The 21,393-nt window shown below is 41.6% G+C and carries 37 protein-coding genes; 2 read left to right on the top strand and 35 right to left on the bottom strand.

Annotated features, from left to right (window positions below; translation table 11 throughout):
* The first annotated feature begins 96 nt into the window (after window positions 1-96).
* Window positions 97-915 carry a polysaccharide deacetylase family sporulation protein PdaB gene (pdaB, locus tag ACP8HI_RS26100; protein ID WP_438349003.1) on the top strand — a complete coding sequence of 273 codons (819 nt, stop codon included), beginning with the start codon at window positions 97-99 and terminating at the stop codon, window positions 913-915.
* A 97-nt stretch (window positions 916-1,012) separates the two neighbouring features.
* On the opposite strand, the gene ACP8HI_RS26095 is transcribed toward pdaB, so the two are convergent.
* Entirely contained in the window at window positions 1,013-1,603 is a 591-nt protein-coding gene (locus tag ACP8HI_RS26095) for a KinB-signaling pathway activation protein (RefSeq protein WP_438349002.1), read from the bottom strand.
* A 127-nt stretch (window positions 1,604-1,730) separates the two neighbouring features.
* On the opposite strand from ACP8HI_RS26095, the gene gerD reads away from it, so the two are divergent.
* A complete protein-coding gene (gerD, locus tag ACP8HI_RS26090; RefSeq protein ID WP_438349001.1) occupies window positions 1,731-2,402 on the top strand; it encodes a spore germination lipoprotein GerD in 672 nt (223 codons plus the stop codon).
* Window positions 2,403-2,485: 83 nt separating this feature from the next.
* Here the strand turns inward: gerD and ACP8HI_RS26085 are convergent, their stop codons facing one another.
* The 34 genes from ACP8HI_RS26085 to rplB form a co-directional block, all read right to left on the bottom strand.
* On the bottom strand, window positions 2,486-3,589 hold the full coding sequence (locus ACP8HI_RS26085) for an Mrp/NBP35 family ATP-binding protein (protein ID WP_438349000.1): 1,104 nt from the start codon (window positions 3,587-3,589) through the stop codon (window positions 2,486-2,488).
* A gap of 56 nt (window positions 3,590-3,645) precedes the next feature.
* The gene (gene cwlD / locus ACP8HI_RS26080) at window positions 3,646-4,410 is read right to left on the bottom strand and encodes an N-acetylmuramoyl-L-alanine amidase CwlD (protein WP_438348999.1); all 765 of its coding nucleotides are present in this window, start codon (window positions 4,408-4,410) and stop codon (window positions 3,646-3,648) included.
* A gap of 141 nt (window positions 4,411-4,551) precedes the next feature.
* Complete coding sequence (gene sat, locus ACP8HI_RS26075) at window positions 4,552-5,721, bottom strand: sulfate adenylyltransferase (protein WP_438348998.1); 1,170 nt, start codon at window positions 5,719-5,721, stop codon at window positions 4,552-4,554.
* Between the two features lie 43 nt (window positions 5,722-5,764).
* Complete coding sequence (locus ACP8HI_RS26070; RefSeq protein WP_438348997.1) at window positions 5,765-6,457, bottom strand: phosphoadenylyl-sulfate reductase; 693 nt, start codon at window positions 6,455-6,457, stop codon at window positions 5,765-5,767.
* A 160-nt stretch (window positions 6,458-6,617) separates the two neighbouring features.
* Window positions 6,618-7,010: a 30S ribosomal protein S9 gene (gene rpsI / locus ACP8HI_RS26065; RefSeq protein WP_438348996.1), complete on the bottom strand. Its 393-nt coding sequence runs from the start codon at window positions 7,008-7,010 to the stop codon at window positions 6,618-6,620.
* 20 nt (window positions 7,011-7,030) lie between these two features.
* On the bottom strand, window positions 7,031-7,468 hold the full coding sequence (gene rplM / locus ACP8HI_RS26060; protein ID WP_438348995.1) for a 50S ribosomal protein L13: 438 nt from the start codon (window positions 7,466-7,468) through the stop codon (window positions 7,031-7,033).
* 184 nt (window positions 7,469-7,652) lie between these two features.
* The gene (gene truA / locus ACP8HI_RS26055; protein ID WP_438351999.1) at window positions 7,653-8,441 is read right to left on the bottom strand and encodes a tRNA pseudouridine(38-40) synthase TruA; all 789 of its coding nucleotides are present in this window, start codon (window positions 8,439-8,441) and stop codon (window positions 7,653-7,655) included.
* 232 nt (window positions 8,442-8,673) lie between these two features.
* Window positions 8,674-9,039, bottom strand: a complete 366-nt coding sequence (gene rplQ / locus ACP8HI_RS26050) for a 50S ribosomal protein L17 (protein ID WP_438348994.1) — start codon at window positions 9,037-9,039, stop codon at window positions 8,674-8,676.
* A gap of 32 nt (window positions 9,040-9,071) precedes the next feature.
* Window positions 9,072-10,016, bottom strand: a complete 945-nt coding sequence (locus ACP8HI_RS26045) for a DNA-directed RNA polymerase subunit alpha (protein WP_438348993.1) — start codon at window positions 10,014-10,016, stop codon at window positions 9,072-9,074.
* A gap of 133 nt (window positions 10,017-10,149) precedes the next feature.
* Entirely contained in the window at window positions 10,150-10,545 is a 396-nt protein-coding gene (gene rpsK / locus ACP8HI_RS26040; RefSeq protein WP_438348992.1) for a 30S ribosomal protein S11, read from the bottom strand.
* Between the two features lie 19 nt (window positions 10,546-10,564).
* Window positions 10,565-10,933: a 30S ribosomal protein S13 gene (rpsM, locus tag ACP8HI_RS26035; RefSeq protein ID WP_068591185.1), complete on the bottom strand. Its 369-nt coding sequence runs from the start codon at window positions 10,931-10,933 to the stop codon at window positions 10,565-10,567.
* A gap of 19 nt (window positions 10,934-10,952) precedes the next feature.
* Window positions 10,953-11,066 carry a 50S ribosomal protein L36 gene (gene rpmJ / locus ACP8HI_RS26030; RefSeq protein ID WP_438348991.1) on the bottom strand — a complete coding sequence of 38 codons (114 nt, stop codon included), beginning with the start codon at window positions 11,064-11,066 and terminating at the stop codon, window positions 10,953-10,955.
* 67 nt (window positions 11,067-11,133) lie between these two features.
* Window positions 11,134-11,349: a translation initiation factor IF-1 gene (gene infA / locus ACP8HI_RS26025; protein WP_068537283.1), complete on the bottom strand. Its 216-nt coding sequence runs from the start codon at window positions 11,347-11,349 to the stop codon at window positions 11,134-11,136.
* A gap of 2 nt (window positions 11,350-11,351) precedes the next feature.
* The gene (locus ACP8HI_RS26020; protein ID WP_438348990.1) at window positions 11,352-11,660 is read right to left on the bottom strand and encodes a KOW motif-containing protein; all 309 of its coding nucleotides are present in this window, start codon (window positions 11,658-11,660) and stop codon (window positions 11,352-11,354) included.
* Window positions 11,661-11,678: 18 nt separating this feature from the next.
* Window positions 11,679-11,936, bottom strand: a complete 258-nt coding sequence (locus ACP8HI_RS26015) for a hypothetical protein (RefSeq protein WP_438348989.1) — start codon at window positions 11,934-11,936, stop codon at window positions 11,679-11,681.
* Window positions 11,937-11,941: 5 nt separating this feature from the next.
* Complete coding sequence (locus ACP8HI_RS26010; RefSeq protein ID WP_438348988.1) at window positions 11,942-12,586, bottom strand: adenylate kinase; 645 nt, start codon at window positions 12,584-12,586, stop codon at window positions 11,942-11,944.
* A gap of 41 nt (window positions 12,587-12,627) precedes the next feature.
* Window positions 12,628-13,926: a preprotein translocase subunit SecY gene (gene secY, locus ACP8HI_RS26005; protein WP_438348987.1), complete on the bottom strand. Its 1,299-nt coding sequence runs from the start codon at window positions 13,924-13,926 to the stop codon at window positions 12,628-12,630.
* Entirely contained in the window at window positions 13,927-14,367 is a 441-nt protein-coding gene (rplO, locus tag ACP8HI_RS26000; RefSeq protein WP_438348986.1) for a 50S ribosomal protein L15, read from the bottom strand.
* Window positions 14,368-14,412: 45 nt separating this feature from the next.
* Window positions 14,413-14,598, bottom strand: coding sequence for a 50S ribosomal protein L30 (gene rpmD / locus ACP8HI_RS25995; protein WP_438348985.1), 186 nt, complete (start codon window positions 14,596-14,598; stop codon window positions 14,413-14,415).
* A 12-nt stretch (window positions 14,599-14,610) separates the two neighbouring features.
* Window positions 14,611-15,108 (bottom strand): 30S ribosomal protein S5, encoded by a 498-nt coding sequence (gene rpsE / locus ACP8HI_RS25990; RefSeq protein ID WP_438348984.1) that lies wholly within the window; start codon window positions 15,106-15,108, stop codon window positions 14,611-14,613.
* Window positions 15,109-15,136: 28 nt separating this feature from the next.
* A complete protein-coding gene (gene rplR, locus ACP8HI_RS25985) occupies window positions 15,137-15,505 on the bottom strand; it encodes a 50S ribosomal protein L18 (RefSeq protein WP_438348983.1) in 369 nt (122 codons plus the stop codon).
* Window positions 15,506-15,588: 83 nt separating this feature from the next.
* Window positions 15,589-16,131: a 50S ribosomal protein L6 gene (gene rplF, locus ACP8HI_RS25980; protein ID WP_438348982.1), complete on the bottom strand. Its 543-nt coding sequence runs from the start codon at window positions 16,129-16,131 to the stop codon at window positions 15,589-15,591.
* 33 nt (window positions 16,132-16,164) lie between these two features.
* On the bottom strand, window positions 16,165-16,563 hold the full coding sequence (gene rpsH / locus ACP8HI_RS25975; protein WP_438348981.1) for a 30S ribosomal protein S8: 399 nt from the start codon (window positions 16,561-16,563) through the stop codon (window positions 16,165-16,167).
* Between the two features lie 32 nt (window positions 16,564-16,595).
* On the bottom strand, window positions 16,596-16,781 hold the full coding sequence (locus tag ACP8HI_RS25970; RefSeq protein WP_068591169.1) for a type Z 30S ribosomal protein S14: 186 nt from the start codon (window positions 16,779-16,781) through the stop codon (window positions 16,596-16,598).
* A gap of 47 nt (window positions 16,782-16,828) precedes the next feature.
* The gene (rplE, locus tag ACP8HI_RS25965; RefSeq protein ID WP_438348980.1) at window positions 16,829-17,371 is read right to left on the bottom strand and encodes a 50S ribosomal protein L5; all 543 of its coding nucleotides are present in this window, start codon (window positions 17,369-17,371) and stop codon (window positions 16,829-16,831) included.
* Between the two features lie 31 nt (window positions 17,372-17,402).
* The gene (rplX, locus tag ACP8HI_RS25960) at window positions 17,403-17,756 is read right to left on the bottom strand and encodes a 50S ribosomal protein L24 (protein ID WP_438348979.1); all 354 of its coding nucleotides are present in this window, start codon (window positions 17,754-17,756) and stop codon (window positions 17,403-17,405) included.
* Between the two features lie 52 nt (window positions 17,757-17,808).
* Window positions 17,809-18,177: a 50S ribosomal protein L14 gene (gene rplN, locus ACP8HI_RS25955; protein WP_438348978.1), complete on the bottom strand. Its 369-nt coding sequence runs from the start codon at window positions 18,175-18,177 to the stop codon at window positions 17,809-17,811.
* Window positions 18,178-18,213: 36 nt separating this feature from the next.
* Window positions 18,214-18,480, bottom strand: a complete 267-nt coding sequence (rpsQ, locus tag ACP8HI_RS25950; RefSeq protein ID WP_438348977.1) for a 30S ribosomal protein S17 — start codon at window positions 18,478-18,480, stop codon at window positions 18,214-18,216.
* A 44-nt stretch (window positions 18,481-18,524) separates the two neighbouring features.
* Complete coding sequence (gene rpmC, locus ACP8HI_RS25945) at window positions 18,525-18,722, bottom strand: 50S ribosomal protein L29 (protein WP_438348976.1); 198 nt, start codon at window positions 18,720-18,722, stop codon at window positions 18,525-18,527.
* A complete protein-coding gene (gene rplP / locus ACP8HI_RS25940; RefSeq protein ID WP_438348975.1) occupies window positions 18,709-19,146 on the bottom strand; it encodes a 50S ribosomal protein L16 in 438 nt (145 codons plus the stop codon). Before rplP ends, rpmC begins: the two co-directional genes overlap by 14 nt.
* A 2-nt stretch (window positions 19,147-19,148) precedes the next feature.
* Window positions 19,149-19,814: a 30S ribosomal protein S3 gene (rpsC, locus tag ACP8HI_RS25935; protein ID WP_438348974.1), complete on the bottom strand. Its 666-nt coding sequence runs from the start codon at window positions 19,812-19,814 to the stop codon at window positions 19,149-19,151.
* 14 nt (window positions 19,815-19,828) lie between these two features.
* Window positions 19,829-20,161 carry a 50S ribosomal protein L22 gene (gene rplV, locus ACP8HI_RS25930; protein WP_438348973.1) on the bottom strand — a complete coding sequence of 111 codons (333 nt, stop codon included), beginning with the start codon at window positions 20,159-20,161 and terminating at the stop codon, window positions 19,829-19,831.
* Between the two features lie 35 nt (window positions 20,162-20,196).
* Window positions 20,197-20,475, bottom strand: a complete 279-nt coding sequence (gene rpsS, locus ACP8HI_RS25925) for a 30S ribosomal protein S19 (RefSeq protein WP_438348972.1) — start codon at window positions 20,473-20,475, stop codon at window positions 20,197-20,199.
* Between the two features lie 70 nt (window positions 20,476-20,545).
* Window positions 20,546-21,376 (bottom strand): 50S ribosomal protein L2, encoded by an 831-nt coding sequence (gene rplB, locus ACP8HI_RS25920; protein WP_438348971.1) that lies wholly within the window; start codon window positions 21,374-21,376, stop codon window positions 20,546-20,548.
* Window positions 21,377-21,393: the final 17 nt, after the last annotated feature.

The raw sequence follows: 21,393 nt of genomic DNA, 5'->3' as shown, positions 1-21,393 counted from the left end.
CTTCGTAAGCACCCTCACTTTAGTATTAACTCCCCTGTACGAGCATAGAATTTGAAGTAAACAAGCTTTCATGCAGGAAAGGGGCGGATAAATCCAATGAATTCATTTTTTTATGTATTGAGCTGGAAGAAAATCAAAAGGTTTTTACTAGTTACCGCGGCTGCGGTATTTGCAATTGGAGTGGTCTACATTGAACGGGATCAAATCACCGTGTTCTCTGAAGGAGCTCCCTCAGCTATTTATAGTGTACCCACGGAGAAAAAGTTAATCGCCTTGACCTTCGACATTAGCTGGGGTGATACAAGACCGGGTCCTATTATACAAATTTTGAAGGATAAAAAAGTGCAGAAGTCTACATTCTTCCTTTCGTCACCATGGAGCAAGAGTCATCCCGACATCGTCAAAGATATTAAGGATAGCGGTTTTGAAATAGGGAATCATGGTCACAAGCATGTGAATTATACGACTCTCAGTGATGAGGAGATCCGCAACCAGATTTCAATCTCCAATTCAGTATTAACCGATATGATAGGAAGTGAACCTAAACTGCTCCGATTACCGAATGGTGATTTCGACAAAAGAGTTCTCCGGATTGCAGAGAGTATGAATTATAAAGTGATTCAGTGGGATACCGACTCGTTAGATTGGAAAAATATAGGAGTTCAGAATATCGTCGATCGTGTTTTAAAGAAAGCTCATCCAGGTGATATTGTGTTATTACATGCAAGTGATTCCTCTAAACAAACACATGAAGCACTCCCCATCATTATTGATGAACTGCGCAATCAAGGGTATGAATTCGTAACGGTATCTGACTTGATTAACCAAACAGAGACCAAAGGCACTGAAATCCGTGATCAAGCATTGAATCAAGCGTTCAATCAAGCGTTCTTCGAGGGTTCAGAAGGTCTATAGATTGATATTCAAGCAGAGACCGCTATGCCGAAATATAAGAAATAGAGTATCAAATAAAACTTATACTTTCTTAATATTTAAAAAAGAGCTAAGTTTCTTAGCTCTTTTTGTTTTGGACTATGCGATGAAGAATTAAAATCTGAAATACATTACATGCTAATAATGGAATAACAATAAGAGCTGTAGCACTATCAACATTAATCTTAAGTCCACCTACAATTTCTATAATCGTAACAGCAATCATGAAGAATAGCGTTGGAACCCATGCTGATGTATTCGTCATTCTCGCTTTAATAAATGCTGTCATTAAGGCCACCACAAGAATCACGATGCTCAGAATGAGGTCAGATGACTTCCCAGCTTGACCACCAACAAACGTACGGAAGAACATCAATTCCAGTAATGCCAACACGGTTAGGACCATCTGTATGTACTGCCAGCCTCTTTTGGAGAAGACACCATTACCCATATAATTCATTATCAGATAAGCGAAGAACCCTAATTGAGAGTAAACACTAGCAAGCATACCAAATCCGGATAAAAAGATGAAATAAGCTACATAATCAGAAAAACCATTGAAGGAAATGCCACCACTTCCAAAATTAAATGCGATGCCAGTAATAAGCGAAGCTACAGCACCAACTAATACGACCTGCCAGAACAATATAAACCATTTTCTTAATGTCAAAAACTCACCTCCCTAAGAATGTATTGTACCAACGTTTTTTATAAAAAACCATTACCCTCCAAACATATTTTTTGTTCCAGCTTCACATACTACACATAGTATTCTCATGTTAAGGAGGTCAACATAAATGAAACCAGTGGATCTACGCTCAATTGCAATGATATTTGTACTTGTAACAACGCTAACTGCCTGTGGCTCGGAGAGCAGTTCATCTTCCCCAATGGGATATAAAGAAATGAAATCCATGGTTGTGGATATTCTTAAAAGTGATGATGGAAAGAAAGCTGTAGAAGAAGCGTTAAGTAATCCAAGTTCTGAAGGCGGTAGTTCTGGCGGAGGAATATTAGGGATGAAAATGTTATCGTCAGCTTCTTCAGAAGAGATTAAAACCGCAGTTAAAGATACAATTACATCTCCAGAATATACAAAAGAAATTGAAAAAATTATGAAAGATCCTAAATTTGCAGGAGATTTCGCCAAAGCGCTTAATTCACAGAGTAAACAACTCCATATGGAATTGATTAAAGATCCTACTTATCAAAAAGCTGTTGCCGACATTATGAAATCACCTGAAATCTCAAAAATGTTCCTCGATCTTACCAAAACATCTGATTTCCGAAAACAAACGATGACCGTCATGAATGAAGCTATGCAAAACCCCTTATTCAAAATGGAAGTAATGGAACTACTTAAAGCTGTTGTGCTAACCGAACTTCAGCCTAAAGAGGAAAAGAAAAGCGATAGTGGCGATAGCGCAGGACAAGGTGGAGACAAGGCAGCCGGTGGTGGCGGTGAGTAAACTCACAATCACTTTCTGTGCAAAAAAAGAGTTCCCCTCATTACCAGGGAACTCTTTCTCTATTTCTCGGACTGTCCCTTAGGTCAATCCTTCTCACATTTCTCAATAATGGAAGTAGCGATGTCCGCATAAATTTTACCACTCGTTGTTTCAGGCTTATAAATAGAGGGCGAGAAATCAGCCTCAGATGGATGATTATTAGGAATACCCAGTGGTAATTGAGCTAGTAACTCCGTATGAAGGGTTTCAGCCAACCGTCCACCTCCACCTCTACCAAACACATAGTCACGATCTCCGCAACTCGAGCATTCATAATATGACATATTCTCAACAACACCTAATATCTCATGATTCGTTTGCAAAGCCATTGCTCCTGCTCTAGCGGCTACAAAGGCTGCTGTTGCATGTGGTGTAGTCACAATAATCTCTTTACTCTGAGGCAACATTTGATGCAAATCGAGGGCAACATCACCGGTGCCAGGAGGTAGATCTAGTAGCAGGTAATCCAACTCCCCCCATCTCACATCACTCAAGAATTGCCGTAACATTTTACCTAACATCGGACCACGCCATATGACTGGATTATTCTCACGGATAAAGAAACCCATCGACATCACCTTCACGCCAAAACGTTCCACCGGTATAATGACATCGCCTTCCACCTCAGGCCCCTCTTCCAAACCCATCATATCAGGGACACTAAAGCCATATATATCTGCGTCAATTAGACCTACACGTTTGCCTTGACGGGCTAAAGCAACAGCTAAATTGACAGTGACTGTTGATTTACCAACACCACCCTTGCCACTTGCTACCGCTATAAAGTGTACCCCCGAGTCCTCTCTTATAAGAGCGTGATCCTCAAGTCCTGCAGCATGACCTTTCTTCAATACCGCCTCATCCTCCGGTGCCATTTCTTCTCCGAAGGCTAGCTTACGATCATAATCCGTAGCTTCACGTAAACGAATATGAATATCTTCTACTCCCGCCTGCTCAAGACGTTGACGGATCACCTTATCGAGTTCAGCACGATACTCATCACTAGAATCTAGAAATACAGCTGAAAGTGAAACTCGTTTATCTTTTATTACAATATCTCGTATGAGCTGCAATTCGATCAAGCTTTTACCGCTAGTAGCCTCAGCAATCGGCTGTAAGATTTCCTGCACTTGCTCTCTTGATAACATAACAGCAGCACCTCAACTTCGTATATTAGTATCTGCTTATTATACCATTTCTGTTCTTACTCTGCCGACACCTTAGATTTTTCTCCTGAAGTATAACGCAGAATACCTTTATAGATTGAAGCTGCCACTTTACGTTGATATTTCTCATCTTTCAACAACATGGCCTCTTCCGTATTGGATAGAAAACCTACTTCAACGAGTGCTGACGGAATCTTCAGTGCCTGAAGTATATACACCGTGTTAACCGTCTTAGCTATGCGATCTGTGTTTTCCAAATTACGTTTCATTTCTTCTTGCATGAGAGCGGCTAAGTCTGCGTTATCCGGATGAGAGGGGTAATAGAACACTTGAGCACCCCTCCAGCGATTGGACGGTATACTATTCATATGAACGCTGATAAATAGATCCGACTGTTCTTCCTCTATTACTCTCACACGCTGTTTCAAATCCTCCGTCTTACGTTTAGAATAACCCTTTGTTTCAGGCGAAGCCAAATCATAGTCGCCTTCCCGTGTCATCTTGACAATCGCACCCGACTGTTGCAGATAATCACGCAAATATAACGTAATAGCAAGGTTAATATCTTTTTCAATAACGCCCTGACGGCTTACAGCACCCCCATCAGGTCCACCATGTCCAGCATCGAGAGAGATCACTTTACCTGCTAAAGGCAAGCTCCAATACTTCGTTGCTTGTTTGGTAGGGATTTCATATGTAGCTATAGCCACGAACACAATCAGTAAGCACAGCCCTAACAGTAATTTTTTGATTGTCCGCATCTGAATCCATACCGATATTTCATCTCGCTTAGGCTTGGACATACACAAAGACACCCCCTGTCCCATATAGACTCTTATCATCTATATGGGTGGAGGTGGACAAATAGTACCTTATAGAGGAAGTTCAAAAAGTCATCTTTTGATCACGAAGGTTACCAAAAAGTCGACTTTTTGAACTCTCAGTTATATCGTAACTTGCTCAGCCATGCCTTCGATAAGAATTTTAGCTACCTCAGGACGTGTGAATTCAGGAGGTGGACATTGACCATCACGTAGTAATGCCCGTACTTTTGTTCCTGACAGGGTCATATGATCTTCTGTTCCATGAGGACATGTTTTGCTTGAAGCCATGTTGCCACATTTGGTACAGAAGAAGCTATGTTCAAAGAATAATGGGGTAATCCCTATTTCTTCGGCCGTAAAGTTCTTGAATATCTCTTGTGCTTCATAGGTACCATAGTAATCCCCAACTCCCGCATGGTCACGCCCTACGATAAAGTGTGTACAGCCATAGTTCTTACGTACAAGAGCATGAAATATCGCTTCACGCGGTCCAGCATAACGCATAGCAGCTGGGAACACGCCCAGAAATGCACGATCCTTCGGATAATAATTTTCTAAAAGTGCGAAATAACTGTTCATCCGTACATCGGCAGGAACGTCATCGGATTTAGTCTCCCCTACGAGTGGATTCAAGAAAAGAGCATCAACAATCTCCATGGCGCTCTTCTGAATATATTCATGAGCTCTGTGAACAGGATTGCGAGTTTGGAATCCAACTACCGTCTTCCAACCTTTATCCGCGAACAAACGGCGTGTTTCAGCAGGAACGAAGTAGTACTCTTTGAATTTTACAGGCTCAGGTCTATTCAATACTTGAATGGAACCACCTAAATAGGTTGAAGATCGCTCCATTAGTTTTCGGACTCCCGGATGCTCTGGGTCATTTGTTCTGAAGACGTTAATAGCTTCCTCTGCTTGATCTACTACATAGATACTTTCCACAGTAAGTGTACCGTACACAATCCCGTCTGCCTCACCGACTAAAGCAACTTGTTCATGAAGTACCAATTTTGAAGCTTCGATCGGATCGATAGCTAATGTAATAGGTATACTCCAAACTGTACCGTTAGCCAATTTCATCGAAGAAATGACCGATCTATAATCCTCTTCATTCAAGAACCCTGTGAGCGGGGAGAAGGCTCCTACACCGATAAGGTCCAAGTCTGAAATGGTCCACGTATTAATAGTAATTTGTTTGAAGCTTTGAGCGGCCTTCAATAATGTTTCTCTTTCTTCACCCTGTACAACCCTCTGAACTAATTCCCCACCATGCGGTAATATTGAAGTCATGTACCCATCTCCTCGTAAATAGTTATATTGTACAATTCTTTATTTATTTATGAAGTCCACATTCCGTCTTCTCACTACCTGCCCATCGCCCAGCACGAGCATCTTCTCCAGGCATGACTTGGCGTGTACAGTATTCACAGCCAATACTAGGATAATTCTGATCATGCAATGGATTATAGATAACATCATTCGTACGAATATAATCCCACACATCTTCGGTACTCCAAGAAGCAATTGGATTGAATTTAACCAATCCAAATTTAACATCATACTCTACTTTTCTACTATTGGCACGTGTTGGCGCTTGATCACGACGAATACCCGTAATCCAGGCATCATACTCTGTTAGGATACGAGTTAGCGGTTCAACTTTGCGTATATTGCAGCATTGGTTAGGATCTACCGTCCACAAAGCATCTCCAAATTCTTCTGCCTGCTCTTCAGGCGTTATCTTAGGAGACACACGAACAAAATCCATCCCATATTTCTCTACCATCTTATCACGTGTTTCATATGTTTCTTTAAAATGAAAATCCGTATCTAAATAAAAAACATCCGTAGATGGACTAATCTTTTGAATCATATCCACTAATACGACGTCTTCTGCTCCGAAACTACATGCAAATGTAATGTTAGGAAATGTCTCTATTGCCCAACGAATGACTTCCTCAGGTGATGAATGTTCAAATTCATCTGCTTTCTCATTAATAAGTTGTTCTTTCTCTAATAAATTCATAATTTTATCTCCCCCGATTCAAATAAATATTAAAGCCGACTATCTTAATATGAATTATATACTATTATAAATCTTAATCCTTTTTTGTCAATAAAACAATATGAAAAAGCCCTTGACCATTAAAGGCCAAGGGCTGAAAATACTTGATAAACAAGTGGTATTAACGTTTCGAGAACTGAGGAGCACGACGTGCTGCTTTAAGTCCGTATTTCTTACGTTCCTTCATACGTGGATCACGTGTTAGGAATCCTGCTTTCTTAAGAGAAGAACGCAATTCAGGATCTACTTTAAGCAATGCACGAGAAATACCGTGACGAATTGCTCCAGCTTGGCCAGATGTTCCTCCACCATGAGCAATTACGAGAATGTCGTATTTACCTAGTGTTTCAGTCAAGTTAAGTGGTTGTTTAACAATCAACTTAAGTGTTTCAAGACCGAAATATTCATTAATGTCGCGTTTATTAATGACAATGCGTCCTTCACCCGGTATAAGACGTACACGTGCTACCGAATGTTTACGACGACCTGTCCCATAGTATTGTACTTGTGCCATGAAACTGTCCTCCTTTTAAATTAGCCGCGAAGTTCGTAAACTTCTGGATTTTGTGCTACATGTGGATGGTCCGTGCCTGCATATACTTTAAGTCTCAGTTGCATCTTATCGCCCATACGGGTTTTAGGAATCATACCTTTAACGGCTGCTTCAATAATACGCTCTGGGAACGTCTTAAGCATATCTTGAGCTGTCGTTACTTTCAATCCGCTCATGTGTTGTGAGTGACGGTAGTACTTCTTGTCTGACCATTTTCTTCCTGTCAAGTGAATCTTCTCCGCATTGATTACGATAACGAAATCGCCTGAATCAACGTGTGTTGTGAATTGTGGCTTGTGTTTACCGCGAATAAGAGCAGCAACTTCTGTTGCCAAACGACCGAGCGTTTTACCATCGGCATCTACGATATGCCAGTTGCGCTCTATTTCATTTGGCTTAGCCATATAGGTGGTACGCATAAATATTTCCTCCTTGTTTTCGTCCTAAAATCAAATATATTTCATTTATCTTCGATCATAGTAGTTAGTTAATGTTATTTATTGAATATAATTATACTGTGAATATCTTACTTGGGGCTGTGGGAAAGCCATTAAGAAAACACAATTATTATTGTACAGCATCCACAGGCAAATCGCAAGTGATTTATAAAGTTTTATTTGTAAATTCACTGTATTCTACATCCCATAGCATAAGACCTTTTCCTTCCGCAGTTGGACCCGCTTGTGTTCGATCTAAAGCTGCTATAATACCAGGGATATCCTCCGGAAGTTTCTTGCCTTCGCCGACCTCAAGTAGTGTCCCCATCATAATACGAACCATGTGCTGTAGAAAGCCACTTCCTGTAACGTAAGTATGGATCACACCTTGATCACGTGATGAAGTCCGACACATCGTTTCATCCACTACGATATAAGCGTCAAACAATGTGCGAATATGAGATGTCTTCGTAGAACTTCGTGAAGCAAATGATGTGAAATCATAAGTTCCAATGAAATACTTTATAGCACTCTTCATCGCCTCTATGTCCAATTTCCCGTGATGATGAAATTGAGTATGACGCTGAAACACATCAATAAATTGATTAGCATTTACTGTGTAACGATAAGTCTTACGCTTGGCGCAGTGACGAGAGTGAAAGCGTTCAGACACTTCAATCGCCTCTATGACAATAATATCTGCTGGTAGTCTTGTGTTGAGTGCCATAGCCCAACGTTCTACTGGAATGGTAGACTGTGTTGGGAAATTGAACACCTGCCCGTAAGCATGCACTCCTGCATCCGTACGACCCGATGCTATGATCTTCACATCTTCACCAGAAAGCATCTTAATTGCCTTCTCAAGATGATCCTGAATCGTTCTGCCATCAAGCTGAGTCTGAAAGCCGTTATATCGAGTCCCATCGTAACTGACTTTCATACATAAGTTGCGCAGTTACATCACCCCATTTAGCATATCTACATATACAAGATATCATGGGTAACCGTCAAGATAAATACAGTACCCACGATTGCTTGAGTGATAAGCAAAGGTTGGTGTGAAACTAACACTTTCTTATCATTTAAAAAGGAAGCTCCTTCAGGAGCTTCCTTTTCCCGAAATGAAGTGAAAAAAGGGTTAGTACAGAATCTGTGATTCCTGCTTACCCTTTCAACATTTCGATAGTTTACGCGCGGTCTACTAATTCCAAATAAACCATTGGCGCAGCATCGCCACGACGAGGTCCTAGTTTCAAGATACGTGTGTATCCACCTGGACGCTCAGAGTAACGAGGTGCCAAATCGCTAAACAATTTTTGAATAGCATCTTGCTCGCCATCCACTGTCTCACGACGAACGAATGCAGCAACTTGACGACGTGAATGAAGATCACCTTTTTTAGCTTTAGTAATCAACTTTTCAGCAATAGAACGTACTTCTTTTGCCTTAGCTTCCGTTGTTTGGATGCGTTCGTATAAGAAAAGGTCCGTTACTAGATCACGAAATAATGCTTTACGTGCGCTAGCATCGCGGCCTAACTTTTGGTATGCCATGTTTTTCCCTCCTTCACTTACGATCTAAGAAGCTATTCTTCTGTTCGAAGTCCCAAACCGAGTTCCTCGAGCTTCTCTTGTACTTCCTCCAAAGATTTACGGCCCAAGTTACGAACCTTCATCATATCTTCTTCGGTCTTGGTTGTAAGTTCTTGTACTGTATTGATACCTGCACGTTTGAGACAGTTATATGAACGAACGGATAAATCCAGCTCTTCAATCGTCATCTCAAGAACTTTTTCTTTCTTATCTTCTTCTTTTTCGACCATAATTTCAGCATCTTTAGCTTCGTCAGTAAGACCAACAAACAGCATTAAGTGCTCAGTCAAAACTTTGGCTCCAAGACTCACTGCTTCTTCTGGTCTGATGCTACCATCCGTCCAGATTTCCATTGTAAGCTTGTCATAATTCGTGACCTGACCAACCCGAGTGTTCTCCACGCCATAATTGACACGAGAAATCGGAGTATAGATAGAATCAATCGGAATGACACCAATAGGTTGGTCATCACGCTTGTTCTTATCTGCTTGGACATAGCCACGACCACGACTAGCAAAAATACGCATATGAAGTCTAGCTCCAGGATTCAATGTTGCAATGTGTAGATCCGGATTAAGAATTTCCACATCACTATCCGCACGAATATCAGCTGCCGTAATTACTCCTTCGCCTTCAGCATCAATCTCGAACACTTTCTCTTCGTCAGAATGAATTTTAAGGGACAGAGCTTTCAAATTCAGAATAATCTCCGTAACGTCTTCCATTACTCCTGGAACTGTTGAGAACTCATGCAGAACACCATCAATCTGAACTGAGTTAACGGCTGCACCAGGCAAGGATGACAGTAAGATCCGGCGAAGTGAATTCCCCAAGGTCTGACCGTACCCTCGTTCTAGTGGTTCTACTACGAATTTACCATAGTTACCATCTTCGTTTACGTCAATGGTCTCAATCTTTGGCTTTTCGATTTCAATCACGCATGTACCCTCCTTCAAACGTCGCTCCTATATGAACCAGTCACCTTGTCAAGCGTATCCCAAGTAGTATGCCTAAACAACCATTGTTAGCAGATTGCGCCGGTTTTATACCACATTGTTCAGGTTGACCTTATTAGACACGACGACGTTTAGGTGGGCGGCAACCGTTATGTGGAACTGGAGTTACATCCTTAATTAGGTTGACTTCCAGACCAGCGGCTTGCAAAGAGCGAATAGCTGCTTCGCGACCAGCACCAGGGCCTTTAACCATAACTTCTACCGATTTCATACCATGTTCCATTGCTGCTTTTGCTGCTGTTTCAGCGGCCATTTGTGCAGCAAACGGTGTAGATTTACGTGATCCTCTGAATCCAAGGCCTCCTGAGCTAGCCCATGAGATTGCATTACCATGTGGATCAGTGATTGTAATGATTGTATTGTTAAACGTGGAACGAATATGAGCCACGCCAGATTCAATATTTTTACGGTCGCGACGTTTAGTACGTACGACTTTTTTTGGTTTTGCCATTGTCTTTTATCCCCCCTTATTATTTCTTCTTATTCGCTACCGTACGACGAGGGCCTTTCCGTGTACGTGCATTCGTCTTAGTACGTTGTCCGCGAACCGGCAACCCACGGCGATGACGCACACCACGATAGCAACCAATCTCAACGAGACGTTTAATATTTAAGGAAATTTCACGACGTAGGTCACCTTCAACTTTAACCGTTTTGTCGATCGTTTCACGCAATTTGCTAACTTCATCTTCTGTCAAATCTCTGACGCGAGTTTCAGAACTAATGCCTGTTTCTTGTAAAATTTTCTGGGAAGTCGTTCTACCGATTCCGAAAATATAAGTTAAGGCGATCTCAACGCGCTTATCACGTGGCAAATCCACTCCAGCTATACGAGCCATTTTACGCTACACCCCCTTCTTAACCTTGTTTTTGTTTATGTTTCGGATTTTCACAAATCACCATTACAATCCCTTTACGACGAATGACTTTGCATTTTTCGCACATGGGTTTTACAGAAGGTCTTACCTTCATGTTAATTACCTCCCTAAAGTTTTGCGAAGCAAAACTAACTTCGTAAGGATTATCTCAATTACTTATACTATTTACGGTACGTTATACGACCTTTGGTTAAATCATAAGGTGATAACTGTACGACCACTTTGTCTCCTGTCAGAATACGAATAAAGTGCATCCGTAGCTTCCCTGAAACATGACCCAGTATTTGATGACCGTTCTCAAGCTCAACCTTAAATGTTGCGTTAGGCAACAATTCAAGAACCGTACCTTCAACTTCAATGACATCTTCTTTAGCCACAATTAGTCTCCTTTCTCTTCTACATATGATTCGGTAGATTGTCTAAACTTCATCACTGCATAACGCAGCTTTCCATTCGTCACCCGACCGTTTTCCATTAAACTGTTTGCAACCTCACTGCTAATATAGGATTGGGATTCCAAATGAAGAAGATTCTTCTTCTTCGCTTGGTCAAACTTTCGTTTATCCCCATCCGCAATATAGACAAACTTGTTATCGTCATGCGAGAGGACAACCGCTAACTGTCCGGCATCCTTACCTCTCAATATCTTCACAATCTGACCAGCATGGGGTACGGATCGGTTGTTCAAGGACCATCACCAACCACTTTAGTTATTTTGTGAAAACCCACGATACCGCGCTCTAATGTCTAGCATAACAATGTGGCCATCGTTTAATTTGCGTTTAGCGGTGGATCCAAAGACTAAGACCGAAGTGTAAATGCTAGTAAGAAGACCATAGTAGCCCATACTCGATGGCATTAATGTTACACTGCGAAAGTACTGGTCAGCAAGTTGACTTGTAGCCACAACAGGCCCTGCTTCATTCATTAGCCCAAGTTCTGTTTCGGACCCACTAATGATCATTACAACTAACCTCGTAATATGGATACGATATCTGTTGAGACCGTATCAATATCTTGTTCACCATTGATCTGACGCAATAAACTTTTACTCTCATAAAAATCTAGGAGCGGCGCTGTTTTGTTGATATATTCGTCAAGCCTTTTCCCAACACTCTCTTCATTATCATCAGATCGTTGGTATAATTGCCCTCCATCTATATCACATACACCTTCCTGTTTGGAAGGGTTAAAGATCACATGATATGTGGCTCCACAGTCCTTACAGATCCGTCGTCCAGTTAAACGCGCCAACAATTTGTCGCGATCTACCTTCAAGTTAATGACATGATCCAATCGGGTATTCAATTGTGACAGTATTCCTTCCAGCGCTTCCGCTTGCGAAAGGGTTCTTGGAAAACCATCCAATAAGAAACCTTTTTCGCAATCGGACTGCTGCAGACGCTCAGCCACAATTCCAATCGTTACATCATCCGGTACCAATAAGCCTTGATCCATATATTCTTTGGCCTTAATTCCAATAGGTGTCTCCTGCTTAATCGCTAAACGAAATGCATCGCCAGTCGATATGTGAGGAATACCAAAGTCATTAACTACAGCCGCAGCTTGCGTACCTTTACCTGCCCCAGGAGGTCCCATGAAAAGAATGTTCACGATTATCACTCCCATCAAGAATTCCTATTGCAAGAAAACTTTTATTTATTAATGAACCCTTTGTAATGACGTTTGATCAATTGGCTCTCGATTTGCTTCATGGTATCCAGCGCTACACCGATAACGATCAGTAGTGCTGTACCCCCGATTTGCACCGATTTAGGCAAACCAGCCAACGTCCCTAAGAAAATCGGCATTAATGATACAACTGCGAGAAATATTGCACCCGTCATGGTTAATCGAGTCATGACTTTGGTCATGTATTTCTCAGTAGCCTTCCCTGGACGAATCCCTGGAATATATCCACCGTTCTTCTTCATGTTCTCAGCCATTTGTTGTGGATTCATCTGTACAAATGTATAGAAGAATGTAAATCCAATAATCATTATAACATAGAGGACCATACCCAGTGGTTTATCATGACTCAAGTTGTCAGTAACCCAACGTGCCCATGTGTGGGTAGACCAGAAATTCGCAATGATAACTGGAAATTGAAGCAATGATATAGCGAAAATAACTGGAATAACGCCCGCTGCGTTAATCTTAAGCGGTATATGCGTATTCTGACCGCCATACATTTTATTACCAACGACACGCTTTGCATATTGGACTGGAATCTTACGAATCGCCTGCTGGATGTATATTACACCGACAACAATTAGTAATACCACAATTAGCAGAAGAAGCGTCTTTAGGGAGTTCATAAATACTTGGTTTTCCTGAATAAAGGCTGAGTTTGCTGTTGTCGTAATATACGTTGGTATATTGGCTACAATACCTGCAAAGATAAGGATCGAAATCCCGTTTCCAATACCCTTTTCCGTAATTTGCTCTCCCAACCACATAAGGAAGGCAGTACCAGCAGTCAACACAATAGCAATCAGAAGATACTTCGTAAATGTTGCATTCGGAATCATCTCGGTACCATACATACGGTTAAATCCGATTGACATCGCAAATGCTTGAATTGTTCCCAATATAATTGTAGCATACCGTGTCAGCTGTGCTGACTTCTTCTTACCGTGTTCACCTTGTTTGGCCCACTCGGCAAGCTTTGGAATAACATCCATAGAGAGCAATTGCACTATAATGGATGCGGTAATATAAGGCGTGATCCCCAGGGCGAAAATCGAGAAATTCTGAAGTGCGCCACCAGAGAACGTATTAAGGAGACCAAGTAAATCTGCTCCCGCATTGTTCGTAGAAGCCAACACCGATTTATCGACACCAGGTACGGGTACAAAGGTACCAATTCGATAGATAAACAGTACGAACAATGTGAAAAAGATTTTTTTGCGTAGATCTTCTATATGCCAAATATTTTTGATCGTCTTAATCAATTAGATCACCTCGGTTTTACCGCCGGCAGCCTCGATTTTCTCCACCGCAGATTGAGAAAACTTATTCGCTTTGACAGTCAGCTTAATAGTAATTTCGCCGTTGCCTAGAATCTTGATTCCGCTTTTAGCATTTTTCACGATTCCATTTTCGAACAAAAATTCAGGTGTTACTTCTGTATCTGCTGCAAAGTTGTTAAGATCTTCGATGTTGATAATCGCATATTCTTTACGCGTAGGATTCGTAAATCCGCGTTTAGGTAAGCGACGATACAACGGGTTTTGGCCACCTTCGAAACCAGGGCGTACTCCACCACCGGAACGAGAATTTTGACCTTTATGACCACGACCTGATGTCTTACCCGTGCCGCTACTAGGACCACGTCCAACACGTTTGCGTTCCTTTTTGGAACCAGGGGCTGAGGATAGCTCATGTAACTTCATCGTTCGTTGCACCTCCTTAATTTTTGTAGACTAATCTTAGGTGAATTAACCTTCGATTTCAGTAACTTTTACTAAATGGGACACTTTATTAATCATTCCGCGAATCGCGGGATTGTCGTTATGAACAACAGTTTTATTAAGTTTTTTCAAACCTAATGTGGTGACAGTCGCACGTTGATCTTCTGGACGACCAATCAAGCTACGGACGAGGGTAATTTGTAATTTTGTCATGACTTTCCCTCCTTAACCGAGCAATTCTTCGACGGATTTGCCGCGTAATTTCGCAACATCCTCAGCGCGTTTCAGACGGGACAAGCCCTCTAGAGTTGCGTTGACCATATTCATGGAATTCGAAGAACCCAAAGATTTTGTTAAGATATCACCAACACCAGCAAGTTCAAGTACAGCACGTACAGGACCGCCAGCAATTACTCCAGTACCTTCAGATGCTGGTTTCAATAAAACTAGACCAGCTCCGAACTTACCAGTAACAAGGTGAGGAATCGAAGTTCCTACGATCGGAACATGAATTAGATTTTTCTTAGCATCTTCAATACCTTTGCGAATCGCATCAGGTACTTCGCCTGCTTTACCGATACCGGCGCCAACATAACCATTGCCATCGCCGACAACTACTAACGCGCTGAAGCTAAAACGGCGTCCGCCTTTTACAACTTTTGCTACGCGGTTAATATTTACAACTCTTTCAGTCAGTTCTAAAGTATTCGGATCTACACGCAAGTCGTTAACCTCCTTTTTTAAAAATATCTTAGAATTCTAAGCCAGCTTCGCGAGCTGCGTCAGCAAGTGCTTGAATCCGTCCGTGGTATAAGTAACCTCCGCGGTCAAAAACAACCGAAGCATAACCTTTATCTTTCGCACGTTTAGCTACGAGTTCTCCAACTTTGCGAGCGGATTCTACGTTAGCTCCATTGGTGATTCCTTCACTCAATTCTTTGTCTACCGTTGATGCTGCTACTATTGTAACACCAGCTACGTCATCGATTAATTGAGCATAGATATGTTTGGAAGAACGAAAAACGTTGAGACGAGGACGTTCAGCTGTTCCAGTAATTTTCTTACGAACACGAAGATGTCTTCTCACACGAGCCTTGTTCTTATCTTGTTTTGTAATCATAAATTCCTTTTCACTCCTTTCAGTTTGCCTTCAAAGCTCCACTGTAAAACGCAAAGGGTAAATCGAAAATAAGTAATAATAACTTATTTCTTCTTACCAGCTTTACCTTCCTTACGGATAATGCGTTCACCTTCGTACTTAATTCCTTTACCTTTATAAGGTTCAGGTTTACGTACAGAACGGATTTGGGCAGCGTAAGCACCTACACGTTCTTTATCGATCCCTTTTACAATAATCTTTGTGTTTACAGGCACTTCGAATTCGATTCCTAATTCTGGAGTGATTTCAACAGGGTGAGAGTAACCAACGTTCAATACGATATTATCTCCGGATTTGCTTGCACGATATCCGACCCCAACCAATTCCAGAGATTTAGTAAACCCTTCAGTTACACCACTTACCATATTGGAGACAACGGTGCGGGTTGTGCCGTGTAGAGAACGATGCAATTTGTTGTCGGATGGACGCTCAACAAGAATTTCATTATTATCTAGGGATACTTTCATATCTTTATGAAGTTCACGAGTCAAAGTTCCTTTAGGTCCTTTTACTGTGATAACAGAGCTGTTCAAAGTGATTTCTACACCACTTGGTACTGTGATTGGTTTACGACCAATACGTGACATATATGTTGCACCTCCTTGTCTTGTGACATTATATTACCAAACGTAGCAGACAACTTCTCCGCCAGCTTTTGATTGTCGAGCTTCTTTATCGGTCATAATCCCTTTTGAAGTAGAAATGATCGCAATACCTAGACCGCCTAGAACACGAGGAACTTCTGTGCTTTTCGTGTACACGCGGAGGCCTGGTTTACTGATTCTCTTCAAACCAGTTATAACGCGTTCGTTATTTTGTCCATATTTCAAGAAAATACGGATTATCCCTTGTTTGTTGTCAGCAACAACTTCTGCATCACGAATGAAGCCTTCACGCTTTAAAATATCAGCGATTTGTTTCTTCATCGTTGAAGCAGGCATTTCTACCGTTTCGTGACGTACTGTATTAGCGTTACGAATACGAGTTAGCATATCTGCAATTGGATCAGACATAGTCATGTGTGTAAACCTCCTTCCCGTTTATGGACTTCTTACCAGCTTGCTTTTTTCACGCCAGGAATCTGGCCTGCATGAGCTAATTCACGGAAACAAATTCTGCAAATTTTAAACTTTTGCAGGACCGAGTGTGGACGGCCGCAACGTTCGCATCTTGTATATCCACGCACTTTAAACTTAGGTGTACGTTGTTGTTTCACTATCATTGACGTTTTTGCCACTTAGACTGACACCTCCTAATAATTTTCGGAGAAATGGATTTGCGAAATTATTTCGCAAAAGGCATTCCCATTTGAGCGAGCAGCTCGCGGGACTCTTCATCAGTATTCGCTGTCGTTACAATAACGATATCCATACCACGAATCTTATCAATCTTATCATATTCAATTTCTGGGAAGATCAATTGTTCTTTAAGACCAAGTGTATAGTTACCGCGGCCATCAAACGCTTTGCTTGATACACCGTGGAAATCACGAACACGTGGAAGAGTAATACTGAACAATTTATCCAAGAAATAATACATACGTTCACCGCGTAGAGTTACTTTTACACCAATCGGCATATTTTCGCGCAATTTAAATCCAGCAATGGATTTCTTTGATTTAGTAATGACTGGCTTTTGACCAGAAATCATTTGCATGTCGCTAACAGCGGCATCAAGCACTTTAGAGTTAGAAACTGCTTCACCAACACCCATGTTGATGACAACCTTCTCAACCTTAGGAACTTGCATAACTGTTGTATAGTTAAACTTCTGCATCAAAGCAGGTGTTATTTCGTTCAGGTAACGGTCTTTTAGTCTTACTGCCATGAATTACAAACCTCCTTTCTTCACTATTCGATTAGTCGATAACTTCTCCGGATTTTTTCGCTATGCGAACCTTCTGTCCGTTATCCAATACTTTGTATCCGATACGAGTTACTTTTCCGCTCTTTGGATCAATATGCATCACGTTTGAAACGTGAATTGCTGCTTCTTGTTCAATGATACCGCCTTGCGGATTAGATTGGTTAGGCTTTTGGTGTTTCTTCACCATGTTCACACCTTCAATCAAGACGCGGTTATGACGGGGGTAAGCTGCGATGACACGACCTTTTTTGCCTTTGTCTTTTCCGCTGATTACCATCACTGTATCATCTTTTTTGACATGCAGCTTGTGGTTATACGATTCTAAAACTTTTTTCACTTTTGGCATTTATTACACCTCCTGCGGCTTGCTATATGTTGCAAGTTAAAGGTTATTTGTATTAGATAACTTCTGGAGCCAAGGAAACGATCTTCATGAAATCTCTGTCGCGAAGTTCGCGAGCAACAGGTCCGAAAATACGAGTTCCGCGTGGGCTCTTATCGTCTTTAACAACAACTGCTGCATTCTCATCAAATGTGATATAGGAACCGTCTTTACGGCGAACCGTACGTCTTGTACGAACTACAACCGCTCTAACAACATCACCCTTTTTGACAACGCCGCCTGGTGTTGCTTGTTTGACAGAACATACGATCATATCTCCAATTGCAGCTGTACGACGACCTGTTCCGCCTAGAACTCGGATACACATCAGTTCTTTCGCTCCGGAGTTGTCGGCAACATGCAAACGTGTAAATGGTTGAATCATTTATATTTCCTCCTTTCGAACAAAAGGTACTAAAGTTTAGATAATAATCGCTTTTTCTACGATTTCGACTAATCTCCAGCGTTTATCCTTAGATAGTGGACGTGTTTCCATGATTTTAACGAAATCACCGATTTTCGCAGTATTGTTCTCATCATGCGCTTTAAATTTCTTAGTATACTTAATACGCTTGTGATACAAGTTATGCTTTTTATGAGTTTCAATAGCGACAACAATCGTTTTATCCATCTTGTCACTAACTACTTTACCGAATTGTACTTTTCGAGCATTACGTTCCTCACTCATTGTAAGCCTCCTTCCTGAATATAGACAACATCAGTCCGATTCAATTAACTAATTCCAAGTAATCTTTCATGGATAATAGTTTTAGCACGAGCTATTTCTTTACGAACATCACGTATCCGAGTTGGGTTGTCAAGCTGGCCAGTAGCCAGTTGAAAACGGAGATTAAAGAGTTCTTCTTTAAATCCGGATATTTTTTGTTCTATCTCAGCGGAGGTTAAGTTACGAAATTCACTGGCTTTCATTTGCTTCACCACCCACTTCTTCACGTTTTATAAACTTTGTTTTGATTGGTAGCTTATGAGCTGCAAGACGCATCGCTTCGCGAGCAATATCTTCCGGCACTCCACCAAGTTCAAACATGATTTTTCCAGGTTTAACTACTGCTACCCATTTTTCCACGTTACCTTTACCACTACCCATACGTACTTCTAGAGGCTTCTGAGTAACTGGCTTATCTGGGAAAATTTTGATCCATACTTTACCGCCCCGCTTGATGTACCGCGTCATAGCAATACGCGCAGCTTCAATCTGACGGTTCGTAATCCATGATGGTTCAAGAGCTACTAGTCCGAATTCACCGAAGTTCAATTCAGTTCCGCCTTTAGCTTGACCTCTCATATGTCCGCGTTGTTGCTTGCGGTGTTTTACACGTTTTGGTACCAACATGATTAGTTGCCTCCTTCCTGTGCAGCCTGTTTCTTAGCCGTAGGAAGAACCTCTCCACGATAGATCCATACCTTCACTCCGATAAGACCAAAAGTAGTAGCTGCTTCAGCTGTACCATAGTCAATATCAGCACGAAGCGTATGAAGTGGAACAGTTCCTTCGCTGTAGCCTTCCGAACGAGCTATCTCAGCACCGCCGAGACGTCCGCTGACTTGTGTTTTAATCCCTTTTGCTCCAGAGCGCATAGTTCTTTGCATTGCTTGTTTCAAAGCACGACGGAATGAAACACGACGTTCCAATTGTTGTGCAATGCTTTCTGCAACTAGAATAGCGTCCAGTTCAGGGTGTTTGATTTCCGATATGTTAATGTGAACTTTTTTACCATCAGCGATTTTAGTAATTTGGCTACGAAGTACTTCTACTTCAGCACCACCCTTACCAATAACCATACCAGGTTTCGCAGTATGAATAGTAACGTTCACTCGATTAGCAGCTCTCTCAATTTCAATATGGGAGACAGCTGAATCTTTTAATTTAGCCTTAACGTAATCACGAATTTTAAAGTCTTCAACCAATAGAGTACCGAAATCCTTGCCTGCGAACCACTTAGATTCCCAGTCACGAATAATACCTACACGCAATCCAATCGGATTTACTTTTTGACCCACTCGTTATCCCTCCCTTATTTCTCAGATACCACTAAAGAAATGTGGCTAGTGCGTTTATTTATCTTGCTAGCACGTCCCATCGCACGAGGACGGAAACGTTTCATCGTCGGCCCTTGGTTGACATAAACTTCACTAACAAACAATTTGTTAATATCTAGTGAATAATTGTGCTCAGCATTAGCAATCGCTGAGTTCAACAATTTTTCCACAACCGGGGAAGCGGCTTTCGGAGTGTGGCGAAGAATTGCGATTGCAGTGCCAACTTCTTTACCACGTATCAAGTCAATTACTAATTGAACTTTACGTGCTGAAATCCGAATAGATTTAGCATGTGCTTTTGCTTCCATTGTGTTACCTCCTCTCAGACAAAGAGCTTAAAATATTATCTTCTTGTTTTTTTATCGTCATCCGAATGACTTCTGTAAGTACGAGTTGGAGCGAACTCGCCCAATTTGTGTCCTACCATATCTTCCGTTACGTATACTGGAACGTGTTTGCGTCCATCATATACACCGAATGTAAATCCAATGAACTGCGGGAAAATAGTGGAGCGACGGGACCAAGTCTTAATAACTGCCTTTTTAGCCGAATCTTCCATCACTTCTACCTTTTTCAACAAGTAACCATCAACGAAAGGTCCCTTTTTTAAACTTCGACTCATATGTGAATCCTCCCTTCATCAAATCTTCTCGTTACTTTCGCAAACTTCACAATGTTATGCACAACGTGCATTATTTCGTGCGGCCACGAACGATATATTTGTCAGAAGCTTTACCTTTTTTACGTGTCTTGTAACCAAGAGTTGGTTTACCCCATGGAGACAATGGTGATTTACGACCAATTGGAGCACGTCCTTCACCACCACCGTGTGGGTGATCGTTAGGGTTCATTACTACTCCGCGTACTGTTGGACGATTGCCCAACCAACGACTACGTCCTGCTTTACCAATCTTAATTAGTTCGTGGTCTCCATTACCCACAGAACCGATTGTAGCACGACAAGTTTTAAGGATGTGACGAACTTCACCAGAAGACAAGCGTACAGTTACGTACTTTTCTTCTTTACCAAGAAGTTGAGCCTCAGTACCAGCTGCGCGAACCAATTGTCCACCTTTACCTGGTTGCAATTCAATATTATGAATTACAGTACCCACTGGAATGTTCCCTAAAGGAAGAGCATTACCAATCTTGATATCAGAAGTAGGTCCTGACTCGATTGCATCTCCCACCTTGAGACCTTGAGGAGCGATAATGTAACGTTTCTCTCCGTCTGCATAATGGATCAGAGCAATATTGGAAGTACGGTTCGGATCGTATTCAATCGTAGCAACGCGACCTGGTATGCCGTCTTTAGTCCGTTTAAAGTCAATAATACGGTATTTACGCTTATGTCCGCCGCCATGGTGACGAACAGTAATTTTACCTTGGTTATTGCGACCCGCATGTTTGAATAGTGGGGTCAACAAGGATTTCTCCGGTTCGTTTGTTGTTATTTCTTCAAACGTAGACACAGACATGTGTCTTCTAGCCGGGGAAGTCGGTTTATACTTTTTAATTGGCACTGAATTTCCCTCCTTAC

Source organism: Paenibacillus sp. FA6 (assembly GCF_051550225.1).
Classification (GTDB): domain Bacteria; phylum Bacillota; class Bacilli; order Paenibacillales; family Paenibacillaceae; genus Paenibacillus_AQ.
This window is presented reverse-complemented; position numbering and strand designations above follow the sequence as displayed.

Bases quoted from the DNA above. Each gene is read 5' to 3' on its own strand.
- cwlD (WP_438348999.1), bottom strand. From the start codon at position 4,410: ATGTCCAAGCCTAAGCGAGATGAAATATCGGTATGGATTCAGATGCGG.
- rpmJ (WP_438348991.1), bottom strand. From the start codon at position 11,066: ATGAAGGTAAGACCTTCTGTAAAACCCATGTGCGAAAAATGCAAAGTC.
- rpsM (WP_068591185.1), bottom strand. From the start codon at position 10,933: ATGGCTCGTATAGCTGGAGTGGATTTGCCACGTGATAAGCGCGTTGAG.
- rpsH (WP_438348981.1), bottom strand. From the start codon at position 16,563: ATGACTATGTCTGATCCAATTGCAGATATGCTAACTCGTATTCGTAAC.
- rpmC (WP_438348976.1), bottom strand. From the start codon at position 18,722: ATGAAAGCCAGTGAATTTCGTAACTTAACCTCCGCTGAGATAGAACAA.
- ACP8HI_RS26070 (WP_438348997.1), bottom strand. From the start codon at position 6,457: ATGAATTTATTAGAGAAAGAACAACTTATTAATGAGAAAGCAGATGAA.
- rplV (WP_438348973.1), bottom strand. From the start codon at position 20,161: ATGGAAGCAAAAGCACATGCTAAATCTATTCGGATTTCAGCACGTAAA.
- rpsK (WP_438348992.1), bottom strand. From the start codon at position 10,545: ATGGCAAAACCAAAAAAAGTCGTACGTACTAAACGTCGCGACCGTAAA.
- sat (WP_438348998.1), bottom strand. From the start codon at position 5,721: ATGACTTCAATATTACCGCATGGTGGGGAATTAGTTCAGAGGGTTGTA.
- rplO (WP_438348986.1), bottom strand. From the start codon at position 14,367: ATGAAGTTACATGAGCTATCCTCAGCCCCTGGTTCCAAAAAGGAACGC.
- ACP8HI_RS26015 (WP_438348989.1), bottom strand. From the start codon at position 11,936: ATGATCATTAGTGGGTCCGAAACAGAACTTGGGCTAATGAATGAAGCA.
- rpsI (WP_438348996.1), bottom strand. From the start codon at position 7,010: ATGGCACAAGTACAATACTATGGGACAGGTCGTCGTAAACATTCGGTA.
- rpsQ (WP_438348977.1), bottom strand. From the start codon at position 18,480: ATGAGTGAGGAACGTAATGCTCGAAAAGTACAATTCGGTAAAGTAGTT.
- rplQ (WP_438348994.1), bottom strand. From the start codon at position 9,039: ATGGCATACCAAAAGTTAGGCCGCGATGCTAGCGCACGTAAAGCATTA.
- rplX (WP_438348979.1), bottom strand. From the start codon at position 17,756: ATGCCAAAAGTGAAAAAAGTTTTAGAATCGTATAACCACAAGCTGCAT.
- ACP8HI_RS26085 (WP_438349000.1), bottom strand. From the start codon at position 3,589: ATGTTATCAAGAGAGCAAGTGCAGGAAATCTTACAGCCGATTGCTGAG.
- rplR (WP_438348983.1), bottom strand. From the start codon at position 15,505: ATGATTACAAAACAAGATAAGAACAAGGCTCGTGTGAGAAGACATCTT.
- rpsS (WP_438348972.1), bottom strand. From the start codon at position 20,475: ATGAGTCGAAGTTTAAAAAAGGGACCTTTCGTTGATGGTTACTTGTTG.
- gerD (WP_438349001.1), top strand. From the start codon at position 1,731: ATGAAACCAGTGGATCTACGCTCAATTGCAATGATATTTGTACTTGTA.
- rplM (WP_438348995.1), bottom strand. From the start codon at position 7,468: ATGCGTACCACCTATATGGCTAAGCCAAATGAAATAGAGCGCAACTGG.
- rplP (WP_438348975.1), bottom strand. From the start codon at position 19,146: ATGTTGGTACCAAAACGTGTAAAACACCGCAAGCAACAACGCGGACAT.
- pdaB (WP_438349003.1), top strand. From the start codon at position 97: ATGAATTCATTTTTTTATGTATTGAGCTGGAAGAAAATCAAAAGGTTT.
- rplF (WP_438348982.1), bottom strand. From the start codon at position 16,131: ATGTCACGTATTGGTCGTAAACCAATCACAGTACCAAGTGGTGTAGAA.
- rpmD (WP_438348985.1), bottom strand. From the start codon at position 14,598: ATGACAAAATTACAAATTACCCTCGTCCGTAGCTTGATTGGTCGTCCA.
- rplN (WP_438348978.1), bottom strand. From the start codon at position 18,177: ATGATTCAACCATTTACACGTTTGCATGTTGCCGACAACTCCGGAGCG.
- rplE (WP_438348980.1), bottom strand. From the start codon at position 17,371: ATGGCAGTAAGACTAAAAGACCGTTACCTGAACGAAATAACACCTGCT.